The sequence below is a fragment of the Lentibacillus salicampi genome, assembly GCF_004565465.1.
Classification (GTDB): Bacteria; Bacillota; Bacilli; order Bacillales; family Amphibacillaceae; genus Lentibacillus; species Lentibacillus salicampi.
Map to the genome: position 1 here is coordinate 1 of NZ_SRHY01000054.1, position 21191 is coordinate 21191.

Genomic DNA, 21191 nt, shown 5'->3' on the forward strand with positions numbered 1-21191 from the left:
AAAATCATCAATGCCCAGCACCAGCCGGTCACGTTCTATCGCATCTTGGATACACGTTGCTTGTGTGCGCTCTCTGTCTGCCTGAAGCCCATTTTTATAATATCTTTCCGCTGTTGTATAAGGAACGACCTGGAAGCCGGCCATCGCCTTGACTGTATTGCCATGTCCCTGTTGGATCAATTGGTTTTGCAGAGCATGGCTATAGGTTTCTTTCGGCCCCACAAATTCGTATTGCCAAACAAAGTGGGCGTTACACTGCTTGCATGTCATATTAATCGATGGAGTCAATAGAATGGTCCGCCATTCCATCAGTGGTAAGTGGCGGATTCGACGATGATAAGGGATGCCATTCCGTTTTACGCGAGAGCTGCCACAACATGGACAATCCTGCACAGATTGGACAGGTTCAACAAGGAAATAGACGATTCCTTGATCATCTTCAAATGACAAGTCTTTAACACAGACCTCTGGAATATTAACCAATTTGTTGATATAGTGAAAATACACCTGTAACACCTCGCTATTGTGGTTTTATGCATATTTTCACTATAGTAGGGTTACGGGTGTTTTTTCATTTATTTGGTTTTATTACCATAATTACCCTTTAAATGTCAGCCATAGATTTTGGTGAAGAGCCATAATTATTGGAGTTACATTTTTATTAAATAATTTTTTATATCTTTTTACTTTTCAGACCAGCAAGTTAATGAATTGTAAATTTTCACTATGTGTTTATTCAAAAAAATCGGGTAAATAAAATGAACCAATTCTTATATTTATTGGAGGTGAGGTAATTGTTACGATTAACTGTTGGGCTTATTCCTTGTCCCGATACGCCAGAAAAATTAGCTAAAGGTTTCAAAAATAAATTACCTGAATTCTTATCTGCAAAGGTTTCAGATCAAGTCAAATGGTCTGTTGAAGTTACAACAGACCCTCTTATTGGCTCAGCTGAAGACACGCAAGAACTGATGGAGGAAACTGAGTCTATAAAAAAGCAAAAAAACTGGGATTTTGCCATATGTTTAACAGACCTCCCATTGTTTGATGATAAGGATTTGGTCGTGGCAGATGGTGATTATAATCGGCAAGTCGGGCAAATATCGATTCCAGCATTTGGATCTTTTCCTTTAACCGCACGCATAAGGAAAGTATTGCTACAAGTTGTAAAAGAGTTACACAGCCATCAATCGAATAATAGTATGAAAAAAACTGCTGCTACCGCAAAAGAAGGCATGTCTGATCGTGAAAAAGGCGCTGTATCCAGACAATTTTTGTTTTCACTGATTCGTCGTGAACATTCAACCCCTATGGGTAAAAAAATGGATCTGCATCTTGTTATTCGCCCACGTTTTCAGGCTAAACTGCGTGTTTTAGCGGGAATGACCTATGCAAATCGCCCATGGGGCATTATTCCATCATTTAAGCCTGTCGTTGCAGTGGCTTTTGCTACAGGGGCTTATGGCCTTATTTTCCCTACTTTATGGAAGTTAAGTGGAGCATTTGAACTTTTTCGCTTTTTGGGCTTAATGGTTGGTGCAATCTTCAGTATCGTGGTATGGATTATCATCTCGCATAATCTGTGGGAAAAGCCAGCTATAAATAATGATAAAGATGTCAGAAAATTATATAACCGAACAACAGTAGCTACTTTAACAGTAGCAGTATTATGTTACTATATTACGCTTTTTGTATTATTCCTGCTGACAGTCCTTTTGTTTGTTCCGCCGGATTTATTTCAATCATTAGGTGATTTAAACGAATCTGTTAGCTTCTGGAATTATACAAAATTGGCCTGGTTGGCCACTTCCATAGCAACTTTTGCGGGATCAATTGGTGTCGGCCTTGAAAACGAAGAAATGGTACGAAACATTATGTATGGATACCGACAAAGCCAACGTTCCAAATACTATCGGGGTCAGCAAGATGAAGAAAGAAACGAAACCAAAGATGGTTAAAATAAGATACTCAATCTTGGACATAAAAAATAAGCCCCCGACACTTGATGTAAAAGGCTAAAGTAAATTAAATTATCAAGCTGCATCCTGGAACATCCTGTTGAATAAGCAATCTAAAAATTGGTTAATTGTACAGCTCCATGGATTTTGGATACCGCAATATTCAGTCTACAGAATACAAAAAATACGCAATATTGATAAAAAAAGTTAACAGTTGAAGAAATAGCGGTCTTGCCAACATAATGACAAAAAAACAACGCTAATCCATTTTCTTACAAAAATGACCTAAAAATAGCGTAGATGGATTCTACGATAAAATACTGCCCTAAGTGGGAGAATCATAGCTTCTAAAAGGGGTTTAATGAGGTGAGATTTTTGCGTAGAATTATAAAATTACCCCTTAACGAGCCTATAATAAGGATTCATATGGAAGAAAGTGGCTTAGCGCGGGTTAGATGTCAAAATGTCGGTAGGACCCCCTTATGTACAATACGCGCGCTGATACGGAAAGGCACCCGTTAAAGGAATAAAGTTGGTAATACCCAAGCCTGTGACCCCCCTGATGCAAAAGCTAAAACTGATTAGCCAGCTTTGTTATCATCATGATGTGCTGCAATAAGAATCCCACAACCAAACCCGGAATGACGCTTAATATTGGAAGCCAAATTGGACCGAGCAATATGCTGGATAAAGTTAGTTTAGATGAATAGATCGTTCCTACAGTCACAAAATAGGCTGAAAATACAAATGGTAAAAAGGAATATGGCTTTTTTCCGCCACCTGCATCTTTAAAGGCATCCCACATGGCAAAAAAGTATAAACAAGGATAGAACATGAGCCACTGATAATCTGCATATTGAATCGCTTTTTCTATTTCCCCATGAAAACTTAAAAGGATGACCTCGTTAAAGTTTCACTGTACGTTGACCAAAAACTCTAAGAAAATTAGTACAATCCCTTTGATGTATTTTTTATTTAATAATTGGCCAAAACCAGGTAATGCGATGCTCCACAGCAATTTATCCATTCATAAGACCTAACCCTTATCTCTTGCAATTTGATTTCGATCCGGTGCTTGGGGTGGTTTTTCCAACCATCGATTTTTAATCATAAGATTAGCACCATCTTCGGCGTATTTCGCAATTTCAGCTGTAAGACGTGTGTACGTTGCAATCAAGTCAGTCCTTTGACTGGTTCCAATTGCCGCCCCATATTGACCAATCCCGGCTGTGTTCATTGTTGTAATATGGAACATCATAAGTTTGTCCGAAAACGGAGATTCGGATGAATCCGTTGGTTGAGCATCCCATACTGACGGTGTTGAAAGATGGTCATTGTGCATAATTTTATTGAAAATATCCACGTGTTTTTCTGATATATCCCGTCCTCGTACCATATACTTTCGAACTTCTGGCGATTGGGCTACCTGACTAAATCCCATAATCAGCGCTGCACCCACCCTATTCCTTTCAATATTGTAATATAAATTCGTAATTTCAATGGCATTTAACGGGCGTTTGTCACTAAACCATCCCCCACTCAAATAATGTTGGTCGTTAATGTATTCGATTCTTTCAGGTTTGGGAATATAGGGGGCTCTTGAAAAAATCCCTTTTGTTAATTTTACTTGTGTGGCTTGATCCAGTAAGTCTGCAGATGTGCTTAAGTTTTGTTTAAAATATTGCACAATATCAGAACGTGCGGCATTAGATAAAGCCATCGTATAGGTAGTCATACCTAATTTCCCTAAATTTTGGATATACAAGAGGAAAAAATCATCGGTGTATAATCTTGGTGCGTTTAAATTCACATCCTGGGTTGAAAATCCATCGGGTACAGCAATTTGCTCATTGGTAAACAGGTTTTCGATAAATTGGACGTGTTGCTGGGATAAACTTAAAGCAAACTCCAATACAGAGCGTATGTCTTCATCTTCGACCTGGCTCAATGTATAACTAATAGTCTGTACAGCCATTGAATCGTTTAAATAATTACTCCAAAGACTTGCGATTTCTGCCGAGGTCAATTCAGGATTAGGCTGTGTATTCATAAAATATTCCTCCAAGGTTTTATAAATATCTTACCTTACCCTGCAAAATATTCATGACCCTTTTTGGTATTTTTGCTCATTGAATCAACAAGTAAGCCCCCGCTTGACCACGGGGCTTACTTTGACAGCCTTTGTCAATTTAATTTTCTGCCACGTCATTTCCATGTTTTTGTATATTTTTTCTGCTTTGATTAATCTTTTTATACAGGGCCATCACCCTTTCGTCCGGATGTTCCTCAAACGGACTAACATAAAATGATTCTTCTAGCCGTGACATCAAAACACCAAGCATTTGATTTTTACGTTTTGGAGGCAAATGTGACTTAATAAGAGCCTCGTATTGTTCTTGTATCACTTGTAAAATCATGTTATATCACCCCCATTTATTAAGGGACCCCCTACATTAAGTAATGTAGGGTTCGAGGGGTAACAGCGTTTTGTGACCTATTCGATTTCTATCCTATGCGTGCTATCGTTATTTACCTGTTCTTCTTTGGTCACATTAATTTTGAGCAAACCATCTTCCAACCTTGCACTGACGCCATCTGGTTTGGCGTTTTCCAAATAGAGAGAACGTTGCATAGCCTCAGAACGACGTTCCCTGTGAATATAGTTACCATCTTCGTCTTTGCTCTCAACATCCTCGTTTCGATTTACAGCAATAGAAAGCCTACCGTCGTCGCTTAAATTGACATTAATGTCTTCTTTTTTTACCCCTGGAAGTTCAGCCTCAACCAGGTATTCGTTGTCGGTTTCCCTTACATCAACCTTAAATGGGTCTGTAGTCAAGTTTCTTCTAAGGGACGGAAAATCACTAAAGGCTTCATCAAAGAAGTCATCAATCATGTTGAAAGGATTCCTTGGGCTTGCACTAACCACATTACGATTTTTTCGGTTGAAAGGAATCAATCCAGCCATTATTAATCACTTTTTATCCACACTAAATTCACCGATGATATACTCCGGTACTTCATCGGTATTCCAAGCATCGTTCTATCCATCCAATCATAAAATTATAATAAAACCTTTTTCATATCCCATTTTCTTACGTTCATTGTCACCGAACCTATCACACGAAAAATAACGCCAATATCTTCCGGATCATCAAAAACTCTTGCAGAAAATACAACTCCCCCGTTATTTATAAAAATTTCAATCGAGGACGTGTCCTTAAAAACCTGGATACTCTCCAGTTTTTGCAATACACAATGTCTGCTTTCAACCTTATTCTTTTCTGCAAAACTTAATCTTTCCAACGTAAAGGTATTCGTGGTTTGATCATATTCCATTCGATTATTTTTCCCAATTCCAATTGTAAAACCTGTTGCATTCCAATCCGTTATGGAAACGCACAATTCAAACACATTACCTTCAACGCCAGAAAATTTTGCTTCCCGCTGATTACTTACAGTGACATTCTCATACTTAACTTCATTTTCCCGTAAATCACGGAGCTCCGTAACTGGGTGTTGCACTAACTTACCGTTTCTCCAATCTAGCTGCCGTGGTATTGTCAGATTATGCATCCACTTATGTTGAGTAGTCGGATGTGTGGACGCCTCTTCTTCCGCATTTCCCATCCAGCCAAACAAAATCCGTCTCCCATTTGTATCAACGGTTGTTTGTGGAGCATAGAAATCAAATCCTCTATCCAGCTCGGTAAAATCACCATGCTCAAAAGTCAGGTTGTGATAATCCAATTTTCCTGCAAAATATCCGGATTGATAAATATTGTTAAATTCATATCCCTTCGCACCAAGTCCCTGTGGCGAAACGATTAATATACCCTGATGATCCAGCTCAAATAAATCCGGGCATTCCCACATATAACCGAAGTCACCAAGCCCATTCAGATCAGATCCAGCCAATGGACCTTTAAAATCCCAACTCTCAAGATCAGTTGATGTAAATAAAACAACCTCACCTTTTTCATCCTTTGTTTGTGCACCTACTACCATGTACCACCGTTCACCTTTGCAGAAAACTTTCGGGTCACGGAAATGGGCAGTATAACCTTCAGGCACATGAATAATTGGTCCTTTTTTATCGAAATGAAGTCCGTCACTGGAAACGGCCATACATTGATACGATTCCCGATTTCCATCGTCATCCCTTACATTTCCTGTATAAAATAAATATAAAGTACCTTGATAGACAATTGCGCTTCCGGAATAACAGCCATTCTTGTCATACCAATCCTCAGGAGCAAGTGCTATTGGAGCATGTTTCCAGTGGACTAAATCATCTGATATATAATGTCCCCAGAATTTCGTACCATGCTTTGTTTCGAAAGGATTCCACTGATAGAAAATATGATAGTACCCTTTAAAATAGACAAAACCATTGGGGTCGTTCAACAGTCCGATTGGCGGCATTAGGTGATAATGCAGTTGATAAGGATCACTTTCAACCATATCTTTATAGTTATCTATTCGTTTATAAACAAACTCTTTCGGTGTCATGTTGTCATGTGTCATATATAACCTTTCTCCCTAACTGATAAATATTCTGTTTCTATTCAGCTATTTTTTTTGATTCCAATTGCTTATCGGAAAATCCAAACAACCATGTTAGGGCAAACGCAGCCCCAATTGCAATGATGTTTACTAAAATGTACTGGAGTATTTGACCATTGCCATATCGTAAGTTCACCCCAAAAATAGCCGGCTCCGTAATACCCAGAAATGCAGAAAATGAAGATGGCAAAGCAAGTGCCTTCAACTTCTTTGATTTTGTCTTTAAGCCAACTGCTAAAGCAGCTCCAACTTGTGCCGCAATGGACGCTGTTATAATGGCATTAAATGGGTTGTTGCCGAATTTCTCTAAAAGCTGTATCTCCAGTAAATTGAAAATATGATGTACTCCGGTAATAACAATAATTTGATGCAAAAAACCAATTAACAGACCTGCTATACCAAATGGCAAGCCTAATGCTGCCAATGTTCCACTTAAAATATATTCCTCAACTGTATGGAAAATTGGACCGATAACAAATAGTGCAGCAACAATCATCACCAATAACGTTAAAAATGGCGTTACAATTAAATCCAGTGACTCAGGAACCCGTTTTCGAATAACACGTTCTAATTTAGCGCCAAATATACCTGCAATAAATGCGGGCAAAACAGAACCCTGATAGCCAACTACAGGAATAAAGCCCATGAAATAAAGCGGATCAGCACCGCCGGCTACACCCCAGGCATTAGGAAGCGAAGGACTAACCAGCATTAATCCAAGAACAAGCCCAATGATTGGTGTGCCGCCAAAGGCCTTGAACGTTGACCACGCAACCAGTGCAGGCAGAAAAACAAAGGCTGTATCGGTCAGCACCTGTGTAAATAATATAAAATTATCAGATACACTATCAGTTGTAAGACCAAACAATGCAAGAATCTGTTCTTGCATAATCAATCCTCTTAACCCCATAAACAAACCTGTTGCAACAAGAACCGGGATAATAGGTACAAAGACATCTCCCAGTGTTCGAACAGACCGCTGTATCACATTTCCTTTTTTAGAAGCTTCCTCTTTTCGGTCTGCCTTCGTTACGCTGTTCACACCAATCTTATCCACTTCCTCATAAATTCGGTTAACAGTTCCGGTACCAAGGATGACTTGATATTGCCCTGAGTTGAAAAAGGCACCTTTCACTTTATCGATGCTTTCAACCTTTTCCTGATCTATTTGCTCGTTATCATTAACCATAATTCGTAACCTTGTCGCACAGTGCGCAACTGAATCAATGTTATCCTGACCACCGACAGCATTAATTATCTCCTGCGCTATCTTTTTATTCTCCGACATCCGTATTCATTCCTATTAATTCATGGAATCGATTCCACATTGATGAAAAATAAATGATAAAAAAGTTATAAATTTCCGAGTGGAATCGATTTCATATTGCTTTTTACGTATAGAACCGATTCCACAACCTTCATACACTATCACGAATAATAAGTCCATAATCTAAAACAATTTTTTTATTGCTATTTTTTTCATGAATAACCGATAGAATTTTTTTCGCGGCCTCAGTACCAGCCTCTTCATTTTTATAATCAATCGTAGTTAACGGTGGATCCAGATATTGTGATATCTCGGAATTCCCTATACCAGCAATCGCCATATTATTCGGAACCTTAATCCCGTGTTCTTTAAGATAACTCATCGCACCAATTGCCAATCTGTCTGTAACAGCAAACGTGGCAGTGGGCAGTTTCTCCGATTTGGTACAAAAGTTTCCCATCGCCTCATGTCCTGAGTCAATATAATCGAATAGGCGACTAATCATTAAAATAACACCATTTATTAAAATTAACGTTAAAGCTTTAGTTAATGTTTCTCAATTTCGAGTTTCATCAATACATCCTGTGATGCAGTAACTGTATCTTGCCCAGTAGGACTAATTTCTTTCATTTGATCGGTATTTGTAATGATAACCGGTATAATTTCACTGGTTGCCTTTCTTTTTACAAGTTCAACATCAAAGGTAATCAGTTTGTCTCCAACGTTTACCCTGGATCCTTGTTCAACATACGAACTAAATCCTTCTCCTTCCAATTCCACGGTATCGAGGCCGATATGGATTAAAATCTCAGCTCCATTTTCCGTTTGAATCCCTATTGCATGATTTGTTGAAAAAAGTTGAATGATTGTTCCCTTAACTGGAGAAACAACTGTACCACCTGTAGGCTTAATCGCAACCCCATCCCCCATGTTCTTTTCGGAAAAAACAGGATCTGGGACCTCGGTTAGTGGAATGACCTCCCCATCAACAGGGGCCATAACAGATATCGTATTTTTCTTACTTTTGTTGGTAAATAATTTGTTTAACATAATAATTCAGCCACCTTTTATATAAGCTTTAATAAGTATGATTCTAAGTAGTAATCCGAAATGACAAAAATAATAATCCAACTGTTGCTATCCAAATGATGGCAACAGTTGGAGGTAACTAAAGCCCTTCTTAAGCAACGAAGGGGCCAGTACACTTTAACTTAATTCAGGCCAATAATCCTTGTTGGCTTCATAAAGATCATCTAGTATATCTTTAGCAACTTGTGCACTTGGAACAATCTTTGAAAGAGTTAATGCCTGCCATAGTTTTTGGTAAGATTTTTCATACCAGGCATCTACAACAAGTTTTTCTACCGCAACTTGCTGTTCCATAAGACCCTTCTGGAAACGTGGAATTTCTCCCATTACAAGTGGTTCTGGTCCCTGACTCCCAACCAAACACGGAACCTCTACCATTGCGGTTGGTTCAAAATTACTTACTGCTCCATTATTTTCAACAATCAACAGCATACGCTCTTTTGTATTAAAGGCAATAGCACGTGCTAAATCGACAATATAAGATGCATGTTCATCAATCGTCAGTTCAGTACCTTCCGATGTCTGATTATCGATAATTTTTTGGCACTCTGTAAAAATAAACTTTTCTCGACCTTCCATAACCTCATTCGTCCGTGTGTGTTCAGGATTTGAATGACCCACTTCATAATCCGGGTAAAAATAATATTTTAAATAGGTATTTGGAAGTGTATCCGGATCTAGCGCCTGAACATCTTTCGCCTTGGCAAAGGTGCTATTCCAACTGGCATCAGAATGCTGTTTAGATTCGTCAGCAGTAACATAACCATACTTAGAAACATGTTCACGAATTTGTGGTAATAAATCATTCCCCTGCTTGTCCCTTATGTCAAACCACCAGCCAAAATGATTTAATCCGTAATACTTGACTTCCATTTCCTTACGTGAAGTTAGACCAATACTGGATGCCATTAATTCTTCGATACCAATCGGCATGTCACAGATATTTAAAATATTTGAATTCGGGCGTAAGCGTCGTGTTGCCTCAGCAACAATGGCAGCCGGATTTGAATAATTTAGAAACCATGCGTCGGGAGAATATTTCTCCATGTAATCTATAAGTTCAAGAACCGGACCGATTGAGCGCATACCATAAGAAATACCGCCCGGACCACACGTTTCCTGACCAACAACGCCGTGTTTGAGTGGGATTTTTTCATCTTGTTCACGCATGGCATATTTCCCTGCACGAATATGTGCCATTACAAAGTCAATGTTACTGAATGCTTCTTCTGGATCCACTGTTTGGATAAATTTGATATCTGGGGCCTTCTCCTTTAGCAGGATTTCACAGGCACCTGCAATAGTTGACTGACGACCCTTATCATTGTCATAAAGTTTGATTTCTTTTATAGGGAACCTGTCCAGATTCTCAACTAGCATTAAAATAATTCCTGGAGTAAATGTACTCCCGCCACCTGCAACTGTAATAGAAAATTTTTTCATCCTTTTGTTTCCTCCCTTTTGTTTCATCAGTTTGTCTTTTGTTCATTCATAAAGGACTCAACAGACTCACGGACCTGTGGAACAGAGAGTCCTACAATAACTTGAATACTTTCTTTATTCTTAACCAATCCGTGGGCCCCACCTTGCTCTTTAAAATAAGCATCATCCTTAACTTCATCAGCATCTGCAACCGTGACACGCAGTCTTGTTGCACAGTTAGTAACGTTGACGATGTTATCAGTACCGCCCAGTCCTTCTAAATAAACTGCTGCCTTCTGATCATACTCACTATCATATGATTCTGCAGATGCAGCGGCACCTTGTTTTTTACTAGCGTTATAGTCTTCTTTCGTATAAAGTTTCGTTTCGGTGTTATCCGATTTTTCACGTCCCGGCATTTGAATATCGAACTTAACTATCAAGTATTTGAAGAGATAATAATAAATAAATACAAAGATTATACCTATTATTATTTGTGATAGATAAACAGTCCAATGGTTACCAAACAGTGGTATCCAGTTGGTGGCAGCAATTTCAATCAGACCACCACCCATGGTCCCCGACACAAGACCAAAACCGTGCATAATCGTGACCATTGTTGCTCCAAGAACTGCGTGAAGTGCAAATAGTGCAGGCGCAATGAACAAAAATGTAAATTCAAGTGGTTCAGTTATTCCTGCAAATACTGCCGTTAAGGCAGCAGGTATTAATAAGGCTGCAACCTTTTTACGATTTTCAGGCTTTGCCGCACTATATATAGCAAGTGCAATCCCTATTGAAGCAAACATCTTAATATTACCTTGCAACAAGAACCCACCACCCGGAAAAAGTTCGCGGAGGGGTTCAGTTGATTGCGCATACTCGGTTAAATGCTTAATCCAATATGGCTTCATTCCCCCATCAACAACAGCTGGACCATACTCAAATGGTGTATATATGAAGTGATGTAATCCAGTTGGTATCAATATCCGCTCTAGGAAATGAAACAACCAGACACCAATGTAACTGGAATGAACTAAAAAATCCTGTAATGATGCAATACCGTTCTGTACTACCGGCCAAATCCAGCTTGTTAATAAAGCAAGCGGAATCATAAGAAAGAATGAAATCATGACAACAAATGGAGCACCCTGAAAAATACCAAGAAATTCTGGTAATTTTTTGTCGTAATAGCGGTTATGCAACCAGATAATGATTCCGGAGATAACAATAGCACCAAGAATGTTAGTATCAAGTGTTTTAATCCCGGCAATCTCTGTCAGTCCACTTGTTCCACCCGTTTCTCCTTGCATATCAACGCCAAAGACCGGTCCCCACAAGGTTAAAATACTGTTAATAAAGTAATTAAACATTAAATAACCCATTAACGCTGATAAAATTGCTTTTCCCTGACCTTTATGTGCAAGCGAAATTGGCAGGCCAATAACAAAAACAAGTTCCATATGATTAAAAACGGTCCAACCGCCATTTTCTATCAAGGTCCATATTTGATACCATAGACCATCGGGATCAGCTAAATCACCCATGATAGCCTCATTCTTAAAAAGTACAGCGAGTCCTACAATAATCCCAAAGAATGGAAAAAGTAACACGGGAACTATCATAGCACTCCCAAATCTACGGATAGCATTCATTAAATGTACACCCCCTATTTATGTTTTCGCTTTCATTTAACAATTTAATTGTATTGCGAAGTGAAAAGAGATTCAATAGATTGTGACCATATAGAGAAGGGATAACAAAATGTGGATGCGTTTTCAGATACTGGGAATATTCCCATGTTGCATTTTATGCTATACTATAATTGATTAAATACCTTTTAGGAGCCGAATTGTAATGCAATTAGAGGAAATCATAAATGAAAATTATGAGCAGTTGAGTAAAAATGATCTCCAAGTTTTGAAATATATATTAAATCATAAGGAAACATCCCGTAACCTCGGTATAAATGAATTGTCGGAATTATGTTTTGTCTCACGTTCATCAATCCACCGAATGACCAAAAAATTAGGTTTCAGTGGTTATAGTGAATTTCGTGTTTTTATTAAATGGGAGGAACAAGCCGAGCAACCCGACGGAAATCATGTTGATGTCCTGGAAAGTGATTTAACAGTTACGCTTAAAAACTTATCCTCTACTGATTTTGAGACGATAAGTCAACTACTTCATAATGCTGAACGAATTTTTATTTATGGCACTGGAACTGCGCAAATAACCTGTGCAATAGAAGCACAGCGGTTATTTGCCACTATAAATCGATTTATTACCATCATTCATGATAAAGTTGAATTTGAATCAATTTCCTCCAATATCAATGAAAATGATGTTGTGATTATTTTATCTCTATCTGGAGACACGCAGTCACTTATCCCACAGGTAAAACAATTATCAGCAAAGGGACTCGATTTTATTTCAATTACTAATCTTAAAAATAGCCGACTTGCACAAATGTCTCCATACAACATATATGCCACTACTACCGCAAACAATAGTAAAAGTGGAACTGAAATAGTCTCCTTTATACCGTTTCACATCACAATTGAGTATATGTTCCGTAAATATGTGGAATATATCGATGGTATTGGGGATAACTAAAAGGAAAAGCAAAATACGTATGAATTGTTTAATGGCAACTTATCAAAATGTCGCTTTATATCAAATAAATATATAGAAGGAGCTGCGCCGATAAATCTTCGATTGAGTTCAGACCCATTTTATATTGTTATAAAAATCGGAAGTGACTGACAACGACACTACAAAGTTCTCCACTTGCTCAGCAATGCAGCTAAAGACAACACTCAGTTTAACGATTTAATGTAGTATGGATCTGATCCCAATTAACCCAGGAAATGCATAGAAACCATTACTTCCGCAACACCATAAGCCCCGCCCCACCTACTAGCTTATACTCCTACATAATCGCAGTATAAAATGCATTCCCTCCCTCAATATATTATAGGCTCTCGGTATTCACCGAGTTAGACGGCTCAAGGTTTTCTTGAGTCGTCTTTTTAATGATTCCTCCCACATATCGTGGGAGATTTTTATTTTTAAAATAATATGAACTGGAAATTGACGTTCAAATTATTTCCTGAAAATAGGTCGAGCTAAGTGCGATGTTTCAAAAATCCAGTGAAAACAGGGGTTAGAGAGGAGGCCTGAAAAAGTTTTCCCCCAATATAAAACGGTAGATCGGGAGTTCCGGGCGGTTACTAAGTACTATTTCGCAAAATTCACCCCAAAATACAAAAAAACAGATGAAACCTTGTCACCAGTGCGTTAAAATAGTGTTACGCTAACAAAATTAAAGACTGGGAGGTTCATCTGTATGGCTATTATACCACAAATGAATTTATTTTCATGGGATGAAATTGAAGAGGTATGGCAATATTTTAGCGGTTTTTTTAGTGTTTTCTCGTTATACATTCCGGGAACGCAGGTTTAAGATAATCATATCTCAAAGGGGAAAGTCTTCGCAACTTCATTTTATATTGATTTTTAAAAAACTCAACTTTCGCACCATAATATAAGCCCATAACCCTTGATATGCCTTGATTCAAAACAAGCCAATTATGCTGCCTGAGCCTTGAATTCATCTTTATTAAGAAATGTTTTCCTTAAGAATTGAGGCAGGGCCTCCTGACGTCGCTTGTACCCAACGGTACGCTTGTCAACGTTCGAATTGATCTCCTGTAACCGGTTCTGACGCTTTTTGGAACTTAACAACGAGAAAGCTAATGGCATGAACGTGTTCCCATCGGACCAACCAAGCGTAAGCATGCGAAAACCTTTGACAAACTGCCCTGTGGTGTGATCATGCACACGTGCAAGCAGTTCGACAGCCTTACTGCGAGCACGACTGTACAAGGAATCATCGAAAATAAGCACGCGTTCGCGGTCACTTGAGACTAGGGACAACAGTTTGGTTACAATCACGTTTCTGCTCAACAACGTAAGAAATTTTCGCCAGTTGTATTTGGGGTTATTGAGGAAACGATGGACCGTATCTTTTTCAGGTGCATCTTCTATGCGATCTGAATCAAGGATACGATAAAGATTCTTGCCGTGTAAGATAAGCGAGAAAATAAACTGGAGAAGGAACATTGGAGAAAATCCATCTTCTTTTCGAATATTCGCCTGATTAAGCAGTGTCCCCAGTTTATTTTCCTTGAAAAAGCGCGAAATATAAGAGTGAGCCTCGTTTTTTGGTTCAGAGTTTGGTAAAATAGTAGCCATAATACATCCCTTTCTGGTTTTAGTTGTGGTGACTATATTTTACCAAATTGGGATGTATTTTTGTTTATTTTTTAATATTATTTCTTGGATTGCCCCTTTCATATCAAGGGTTTATTAATATTTTTTAGATGCGAAGGTTGAGTTAAAAAAGAATTATCATGGATCAAATCAAATTTGCTAATCAGTTGGTTCATGTTAAATCCTTGTGCAAAAAATAAGAAAGAGAATGACGAATGGAATTCCTAGCACCCTCATCCAAAATTCAGGTGAGTTGACCATGTTTAAATAAAATTCAGTGTGCATAAACCACTGAAAGAGAGACAAAAACACAATACCACAAAAAACTGAAAAAGCAATAAACAAAAATATAAGCAGCATTGCGAATAACGTTATCTTAACTGAATGAACAAAAGTAATCATTAAGAATATCCTCTTTCAGCAAAAGCCCCATATAGTTTGCGCCCCAATATATCTAATGCTTCTCTTTTCATTTTGTAGTATTTCTTTCTTCCAATATATAATTGGGGATAAATAACTTCATCACTATATCTTGATCCATCATTTCGTTTTCGCAAATACTTTAATTCAATCAATTCTTGTTCAATTGGACTTAATGATTGAATGGCTGAATCCAATTTTTCCAGCCATTCAGATGCTTGTATTGTTTTTAAAGCATACATTTCCGTTTTGCTTTTTTTGAAATTGCTGGAACCATGTGGCATATCGGATATAGAAGAAATAATGCTTGGTACTTTTGTTTCGTTAGCCATTGCTTTAATTTTAAAATACCGGTTTAACCAGTTTTTTTCAGCATGCTCGATATAGAAATTCTGTTCGTCTTTTAAAATCTCTTCAATTTCCTTTTGTGTGAACACGTTCTCAACATCCGTGCTGAATTGCATGAAATGATTCACCCTTTCTTACACCTTATATATTGATGATTTATTTGGGTTCCCTTAATTATGCTTCGCCAATGAATGTAATGCCCATGAGATCCGTTGAAAATACATTGAGGCATGTTCCAAATCGTCTTGTTCGACAGCTTCTAAAGCTTTAGCCAAGTTCATATCATAATATTTCCATTCTTGTTCCATATACGCTTGAACAACTTGCGACATCATGATATCCCCCTTAATAAGCTGTTATTTATAATCTTACTGACACAATCATATAAATCCTCTTTATTTGAATAGCATTCATGATTCGATTCAGAAGCCAATTCGTATAGGCCATGCTGATTTTTTGTGAGTGTCACGTTGATATCTGGAATACATTCAGAATACCCTTGTTGCATATGGCAAATGACATTATAAAGAGGATCACACCCTTTTCCCAGGTATTCATAAACGTTTAATTGCTGTATCATTTGCTCACTCATTGTCATCTTCCTTACATGTCGTTACACGTTCCACCGTTGGATTCATAATTGTATGCCTTAACGTCCCTACCAACATTTCTTCTTCACTGTTCCGACCATGTAACGTCTGCAGCCATAAACGGTACATCGTTAATGCTTCGGAAATAAGATGGGCTTCAGAATAACCAGCTTCAATCACGATCTTTCTCTCTTCGATTCTATTAATGGCTCGCATCTTAGTCCTCCTCGGTTAAGGTTATCTATTAAACGTTGTCGCACATTAACTAACAATGGTATAATGAAAGATATCTTAATGAATATTAGAAAGGTGGATATTTAGGCGTATCGTTGCTTTCTGTTTTCCAGTTTATTAAGATATTTTCTTGTTTCAGCTGCCGTTGGTACATATTTGTCACCAACGGAGCTTTTATGTTCCATCCATTCTCGCCACTTTCTGTCGGTCTCCACTTGGCTATCCTTCGGGTCAAAGACCATCACACTTTTCATGCCTTGCCACATATTAAAACGCCCTCCTTCTATAATCTGAGCCATTTATAACAATGACATTTGTATTATCCATCACTCTTGAGAAGTTCCGTTCACTCACTCGTTCTTTAAGTTCATCACTGCTTAAATTGGTCGTATAAACGGTTGCTTTACCTGAGCGATCATCAAGTATCTCGAAAAGTTTAGACGTAGACCATTCTGTTTGCTGTTCCGCCCCAATATCATCCAGCACTAATAAATCCACACATTGAATAATATTTAACAGCTCCTCTTCTGTAACACCTTTCGTATTATAGGTCCCCTTAACTTTAGTAAGCAGTTTGGGAAGGGAGAGAAATAAGCATTCATACTTTCTTTTCATCAACGCTTTCGTTATCGAAATCGATAGGTGACTTTTGCCAGTTCCATAATCGCCAGTTAATAAGAGATTCTGTTTTCGATCAAATGAATGGCTATACGCCAATGCTTTTTCTTTGGCCTGCTTTAAGTTGCTGTCGAGTGCATCAAAGTTATCGAATGTTGCCTCTTTCAGCGAGTCATTTATCAGTGAATAATAATTAAATCGATCCATCCGGTTACGATGTTTGAGCTGACTGTATTTTTGTTCGGCTGCCTTTGCCAGCTTGATATCTTCACATCTGCATCCATAATTGGCTATGACGCGCTCCCCTTCACGTGGTCCAGAAGGGATAATCAATTCGGTTTGTGATACGTGCTGATGGCAACCCTCACACACAAACGCTTGAAGTAATTTTTGTTCCGGACTTGTTATATTCTGTTTGATACTTTCCATCAGGATACCTCCCTAAAATCCATAATCATAACCATCATTCGCAGCAGTTTGCTTCTTATGTTCTTTTTTGTTGTTTTCAATTTCTTCCAGCGTCAATAACGATTGGTCTTCCCAGTTTCGGAGAATCCCCTCAACGTAATTCAACTGCCTTTTATTATTTGCACATGCTATCTCCATAGCCTTGCGTATGATTTTTTCAGGTTGCTTAAAAGAAGATTTATCCAACCACGACAACAACTGGTTTTTTCCCTGAATATTGTTTAACCCGAATCCGTTACCATCCCAAAATTGAATGATTGCTGACGTCTGTTGTTGTTCTTGTTCTTTGTCTCCTTTCTTCTTTCTTCTCTCTTGTTCTTGTTCTTCTTCTGTTGCGTTAGGTAACGTTTCATGTAACGTTACGTTTTCAGAAGCTACATCTTTGTTTTCTAATTGCTTTCTTTTTTGCTTTTCTCTATGTCTTTGAACTCGCTTTCTTGTTTGTTTACGAGCACGTTCCATTCCCTCGACGTTTTGGTGATTTCCCCAATTAGTAATGTGTATAAAGGAATCATCGTCAATGTGAATCATGCCAAATTCACGTAAAGTCTTTAATGCCAGTCGTACAGTACTTACTGGTCTACCGAATATCGTAGCGAGCATCTCTTCCGTGTATGGAATATTTTCATTCAGATAAATATAGCCATTTGCATTGGTTTTTCCTGCTTGCGCCAATAATTTCACCCAAATAACCAAAATGGTATCTGCCTCTGGCATTTGCTCTATTAGTTTTATTTTTTCATCCTCAAACATAGATATATCTAATTTAATCCATTTCAGATCTTGCATTACTATCTCTCCTTAGCTGTTTGAGACATGTTTCTCTACTTAATATGTTTTAAATGGCGCTGTATGGATACTTCATACGCACTTCTTGTGCATTCTGTGCCGATGCGTATAACCAATCGAAAAACATCTTTGTAGGCACTTTAGGATGGCCTAACTCCCTCGTGACTGGAAAATCTCCACGGTTGAATAACTCGTTACACTTAGTAGGACCAACCCCTGTAATATCCATGAATTGTTTTCTTGTCAGTAATGGTGGCAATTCTGATCCCTTTAATTCTTCAACGAGGATTGGCACCAATTGTTTTTTGATTTCGCTTGCGAATGTTTGTATTTCTTCCGAACTGAATGTTGTGTTTGGCATTCCCATCACCATCCTTGCAATGTAAGTTTTTAATTCAAATCATTGTTCCTTTTTGGGACAATCACTACTGAAAAAATTCACCCAGTTAAACCTCAATGAATTAGCAATATTTTTTGCTGTATTAACAGAGGGCTTTTTTGTTCCTTGTTCTATACGAGTATAATGACTTCTTGAAATTTTAGATAGACAAGAAACTTCATTTTGGGTATATCCCCTTTCACCTCGAATTTCTTTGAGCCATAATCTCATTTCGCACCTCCTTTATGTTCCCTAAAGAAACATTATACTAATAATAATATGTTACTAAAAGGAACTTGTTAACAATAAATTAAAACTAATTTATACTTTTAGGAACAAAAGGGTGCAGTTACTGAAAGAAACCTTTATAATGTAGGTAGTAGGTGGAAAGTAGTGATAATATATGAGTCTCCTCTCTGAACGTCTGAAAAATTATAGAGAAGAACTAAAGAAAACTGACAAAAAATGGACCCAACAATATGTTGCTGAGAAAATAGGTGTGGCTAGAGTCACCTATACAGCTTATGAACGTGGTACTAAAACACCACCTCTGGACATCATTAATCAAATTGCTGATTTATTCGATATTGATACGGACTATCTTCATGGAAGAACAGACGATCCTATCAAGGGGGTTGATGAGGAACTAAAAGAATTATTAAATGATCCACAAACTGACTTAATGTTCAACAATTGGAAAAACATGTCTGATGAGGAAAGAAGAGAAGTGCTTGATACAATTGAATATCTCCATTTTAAAAGGAATAAAGGAAAAAGGTAATTCTACAGCCAAATACGGAGACTATAGTAACTGAAGATAAGCGAATTTAGGAAAATCGAAAATCACATGGTGTACATATAATTGTATACCTTTATTTTTATACTTAATTAGAACACATGTTCCCACGGAGGGTTGTTGTATTAATACTCATCTTGAAGACTATATACAGAATTTGTACAAGTTTCTCCGTATCAATAGACCAGAACAATTAACAATTGATAATATTGCCACGAACCTCAATTTAAATATTTATTACGGCAAATTCAGTCTCCGTTTCGGAAATGATTTAGTAATACAAAAATCGACAAAGCAGCGAGAATGGCAGTTATTTGGTCACGAAGTTGGTCATTATTTGAGACATTGTGGAAATCATCTAACTTTGCATCGTTTGTTTTTAGACATGCAGGAATGGCAAGCCAATCATTTTGCTTACCATTTCTGCGTACCAACTTTTATGCTACATAAAACAAACTATATCTCGATAGACACCATTATGAATTTATTTAACGTTGAATATGATTTCGCTGTTAGACGATTAGAAATGTATCAAAACAAACTATATAAGGAGGGCATGAATCATGTACTGTCAAAAATTCAAAACGAAATCTGGACAGATTAGATGGGAGTGTATTGCTGATGGAGAACCTGATCCTGCTACAGGTAAGCGAAAACAAATTAAACGACGGGCAAAGACACAACGTGAAGCGAAAGAGCGTGTGCAAAAAGCCGTCAGATCGACTCAAGAAGATAAAATTGACGAGAATTCTGGAAATCGCATAACATTTGATCAAGTAGCAGCTGCTTGGATGGAAATATACAAACAAACAGGTGTTAAAAGAAGCACGGTACGAATCCGCGAAAAAGAAGTCGCTATATTAAACCGTTATATGGCAAAAAGCCCAATTGGAAAGATTACGTACTCCATGTATCAAAAATTCATTAATAACATTTCGCCAAATTATGCTCGGACTACAGTCCAAGGAGTTAACACATCAGCTGGTATGATTTTTCAGCATGCGATAAAGGATAAGCTTATAAAAGAAAGTCCAAATCGCGATGTTATAATACCTAAAAAACGAAAAACAGTTGAAGAAATTGAGATAGCACCTATTGAACAAAAATATTTAACGAACGAAGAATTGAACGAGTTTTTAAATGCCACTTTAGACAATGGCCAGGAATTAGATATCGAGCGTTTCTATCTGTTAGCCTTTTCAGGCATGCGCTCCGGAGAGTTATGTGCATTAAAATGGTCTGACATTAACTTTAGCACTAACACTGTTCGAATTACAAAAACACTCTATAACGAAGATAACAACATGCGCAAATTTGAATTAACACCGCCAAAAACGAATGGGTCAATACGGTCGATTGAAGTGGATTCTGAAATTATGCAGCTTATTAAATCACATTACAAACGTCAGAAAAAAATCAAAATGAAATATCGTTATGAAGTGGAACATGACGGTAATTTCGTATTTTGCCGAGCGAATGGTTATCCTTATATACAAAAAAATATTGTGATGAGGATGGCTAGGCTGATGGAATATACCAACATTGAAAAAAAGGCGACGCCCCATATTTTCAGACACACCCACATAAGCATGATGGCTGAAGCTGGCGTTGACCTTGCGACGGTTATGGAAAGGGTAGGACACGATGACCCACAAACGACTTTGAAAATCTATACACATGTAACCAAAAAGATGAAAAAGGACGCTTCCGCAAAAGTTAGCAACTTATACGAAAACGCCCTTTCCAATATAAAATTCAATTAAATGTTACTTTCTTGTGACATTTTTAATGTTACAAAGGCTTTAAACCTCTTATAAACACTCTCAAATCAAGGTTTACGGGCGATTGTGTTTGGCAAGTGAAAAGTACATAAGTTGGCAATACTTTTTTACATAACCTTGCCAGCCAGTTTATCCCTGCGATTGCGAATGAATTTCTTATTAATTTTTCAAGGTACAAACGGAATTCGTCA

General features: G+C 37.7%; 25 protein-coding genes and 2 pseudogenes. 5 read left to right on the forward strand and 22 right to left on the reverse strand.

Annotated elements, in window-relative coordinates; all coding sequences use genetic code 11:
* The coding region (locus E4U82_RS17735) for a transposase family protein (RefSeq protein ID WP_167751477.1) at positions 1-507 on the reverse strand (507 nt) is incomplete at its 3' end.
* Positions 508-794: 287 nt separating this feature from the next.
* On the opposite strand from E4U82_RS17735, the gene E4U82_RS17740 reads away from it, so the two are divergent.
* Positions 795-1958 carry a hypothetical protein gene (locus tag E4U82_RS17740; protein ID WP_135111510.1) on the forward strand — a complete coding sequence of 388 codons (1164 nt, stop codon included), beginning with the start codon at positions 795-797 and terminating at the stop codon, positions 1956-1958.
* 571 nt (positions 1959-2529) lie between these two features.
* Here E4U82_RS17740 and E4U82_RS20370 read toward each other — a convergent pair.
* The 10 genes and pseudogenes from E4U82_RS20370 to E4U82_RS17790 all read right to left on the reverse strand — a co-directional run bounded on the left by E4U82_RS20370 (position 2530) and on the right by E4U82_RS17790 (position 11957).
* Positions 2530-2985: pseudogene (locus tag E4U82_RS20370) on the reverse strand (hypothetical protein).
* A gap of 9 nt (positions 2986-2994) precedes the next feature.
* Positions 2995-4008, reverse strand: a complete 1014-nt coding sequence (locus tag E4U82_RS17750) for a DUF3231 family protein (protein ID WP_135111512.1) — start codon at positions 4006-4008, stop codon at positions 2995-2997.
* 139 nt (positions 4009-4147) lie between these two features.
* A complete protein-coding gene (locus E4U82_RS17755; protein WP_135111514.1) occupies positions 4148-4375 on the reverse strand; it encodes a hypothetical protein in 228 nt (75 codons plus the stop codon).
* A gap of 77 nt (positions 4376-4452) precedes the next feature.
* Positions 4453-4926: an Hsp20/alpha crystallin family protein gene (locus tag E4U82_RS17760; RefSeq protein ID WP_135111516.1), complete on the reverse strand. Its 474-nt coding sequence runs from the start codon at positions 4924-4926 to the stop codon at positions 4453-4455.
* Positions 4927-5021: 95 nt separating this feature from the next.
* On the reverse strand, positions 5022-6485 hold the full coding sequence (locus E4U82_RS17765) for a glycoside hydrolase family 32 protein (RefSeq protein ID WP_135111518.1): 1464 nt from the start codon (positions 6483-6485) through the stop codon (positions 5022-5024).
* A gap of 37 nt (positions 6486-6522) precedes the next feature.
* Positions 6523-7812, reverse strand: a complete 1290-nt coding sequence (locus tag E4U82_RS17770) for a PTS transporter subunit EIIC (protein ID WP_135111520.1) — start codon at positions 7810-7812, stop codon at positions 6523-6525.
* A 130-nt stretch (positions 7813-7942) separates the two neighbouring features.
* Positions 7943-8251: a substrate-binding domain-containing protein gene (locus E4U82_RS17775; RefSeq protein ID WP_245183638.1), complete on the reverse strand. Its 309-nt coding sequence runs from the start codon at positions 8249-8251 to the stop codon at positions 7943-7945.
* A gap of 86 nt (positions 8252-8337) precedes the next feature.
* A complete protein-coding gene (locus E4U82_RS17780; protein ID WP_135111523.1) occupies positions 8338-8841 on the reverse strand; it encodes a PTS sugar transporter subunit IIA in 504 nt (167 codons plus the stop codon).
* A 156-nt stretch (positions 8842-8997) separates the two neighbouring features.
* Positions 8998-10323: a 6-phospho-alpha-glucosidase gene (locus tag E4U82_RS17785; RefSeq protein WP_135111525.1), complete on the reverse strand. Its 1326-nt coding sequence runs from the start codon at positions 10321-10323 to the stop codon at positions 8998-9000.
* Between the two features lie 26 nt (positions 10324-10349).
* Positions 10350-11957: an alpha-glucoside-specific PTS transporter subunit IIBC gene (locus tag E4U82_RS17790; protein WP_135111527.1), complete on the reverse strand. Its 1608-nt coding sequence runs from the start codon at positions 11955-11957 to the stop codon at positions 10350-10352.
* Positions 11958-12159: 202 nt separating this feature from the next.
* On the opposite strand from E4U82_RS17790, the gene E4U82_RS17795 reads away from it, so the two are divergent.
* On the forward strand, positions 12160-12918 hold the full coding sequence (locus E4U82_RS17795) for a MurR/RpiR family transcriptional regulator (RefSeq protein WP_135111529.1): 759 nt from the start codon (positions 12160-12162) through the stop codon (positions 12916-12918).
* 1035 nt (positions 12919-13953) lie between these two features.
* Here E4U82_RS17795 and E4U82_RS17800 read toward each other — a convergent pair.
* From E4U82_RS17800 to E4U82_RS17840, 10 genes and pseudogenes are all read right to left on the reverse strand, one after another.
* Positions 13954-14559: pseudogene (locus E4U82_RS17800) on the reverse strand (IS4 family transposase); the annotation flags it as partial.
* A gap of 419 nt (positions 14560-14978) precedes the next feature.
* Entirely contained in the window at positions 14979-15473 is a 495-nt protein-coding gene (locus tag E4U82_RS17805) for an ArpU family phage packaging/lysis transcriptional regulator (protein WP_245183639.1), read from the reverse strand.
* 42 nt (positions 15474-15515) lie between these two features.
* Positions 15516-15677: a hypothetical protein gene (locus tag E4U82_RS20045; RefSeq protein WP_167751478.1), complete on the reverse strand. Its 162-nt coding sequence runs from the start codon at positions 15675-15677 to the stop codon at positions 15516-15518.
* On the reverse strand, positions 15677-15937 hold the full coding sequence (locus E4U82_RS17810; RefSeq protein ID WP_135111533.1) for a hypothetical protein: 261 nt from the start codon (positions 15935-15937) through the stop codon (positions 15677-15679). Before E4U82_RS17810 ends, E4U82_RS20045 begins: the two co-directional genes overlap by 1 nt.
* Positions 15930-16151, reverse strand: coding sequence for a hypothetical protein (locus E4U82_RS17815; RefSeq protein ID WP_135111535.1), 222 nt, complete (start codon positions 16149-16151; stop codon positions 15930-15932). The genes E4U82_RS17810 and E4U82_RS17815 overlap by 8 nt, the downstream gene beginning before the upstream one ends.
* A gap of 101 nt (positions 16152-16252) precedes the next feature.
* Entirely contained in the window at positions 16253-16435 is a 183-nt protein-coding gene (locus E4U82_RS17820) for a hypothetical protein (protein WP_135111537.1), read from the reverse strand.
* 1 nt (position 16436) lies between these two features.
* Positions 16437-17216: an ATP-binding protein gene (locus tag E4U82_RS17825; RefSeq protein WP_135111539.1), complete on the reverse strand. Its 780-nt coding sequence runs from the start codon at positions 17214-17216 to the stop codon at positions 16437-16439.
* A gap of 12 nt (positions 17217-17228) precedes the next feature.
* Complete coding sequence (locus tag E4U82_RS17830) at positions 17229-18044, reverse strand: phage replisome organizer N-terminal domain-containing protein (protein ID WP_135111541.1); 816 nt, start codon at positions 18042-18044, stop codon at positions 17229-17231.
* Between the two features lie 49 nt (positions 18045-18093).
* Complete coding sequence (locus tag E4U82_RS17835; protein ID WP_135111543.1) at positions 18094-18405, reverse strand: hypothetical protein; 312 nt, start codon at positions 18403-18405, stop codon at positions 18094-18096.
* Positions 18406-18444: 39 nt separating this feature from the next.
* Positions 18445-18654: a helix-turn-helix domain-containing protein gene (locus tag E4U82_RS17840; protein WP_135111545.1), complete on the reverse strand. Its 210-nt coding sequence runs from the start codon at positions 18652-18654 to the stop codon at positions 18445-18447.
* A 172-nt stretch (positions 18655-18826) separates the two neighbouring features.
* Here E4U82_RS17840 and E4U82_RS17845 point away from each other — a divergent pair, with 172 nt between their 5' ends.
* From E4U82_RS17845 to E4U82_RS17855, 3 genes are all read left to right on the forward strand, one after another.
* Entirely contained in the window at positions 18827-19204 is a 378-nt protein-coding gene (locus tag E4U82_RS17845; protein WP_135111547.1) for a helix-turn-helix domain-containing protein, read from the forward strand.
* A 172-nt stretch (positions 19205-19376) separates the two neighbouring features.
* Complete coding sequence (locus tag E4U82_RS20500; protein WP_280689668.1) at positions 19377-19823, forward strand: ImmA/IrrE family metallo-endopeptidase; 447 nt, start codon at positions 19377-19379, stop codon at positions 19821-19823.
* Positions 19783-20982 carry a tyrosine-type recombinase/integrase gene (locus tag E4U82_RS17855; protein ID WP_135111549.1) on the forward strand — a complete coding sequence of 400 codons (1200 nt, stop codon included), beginning with the start codon at positions 19783-19785 and terminating at the stop codon, positions 20980-20982. The genes E4U82_RS20500 and E4U82_RS17855 overlap by 41 nt, the downstream gene beginning before the upstream one ends.
* Positions 20983-21010: 28 nt before the next feature.
* On the opposite strand, the gene E4U82_RS20180 is transcribed toward E4U82_RS17855, so the two are convergent.
* The coding region (locus E4U82_RS20180) for a hypothetical protein (protein ID WP_209300599.1) at positions 21011-21191 on the reverse strand (181 nt) is incomplete at its 5' end.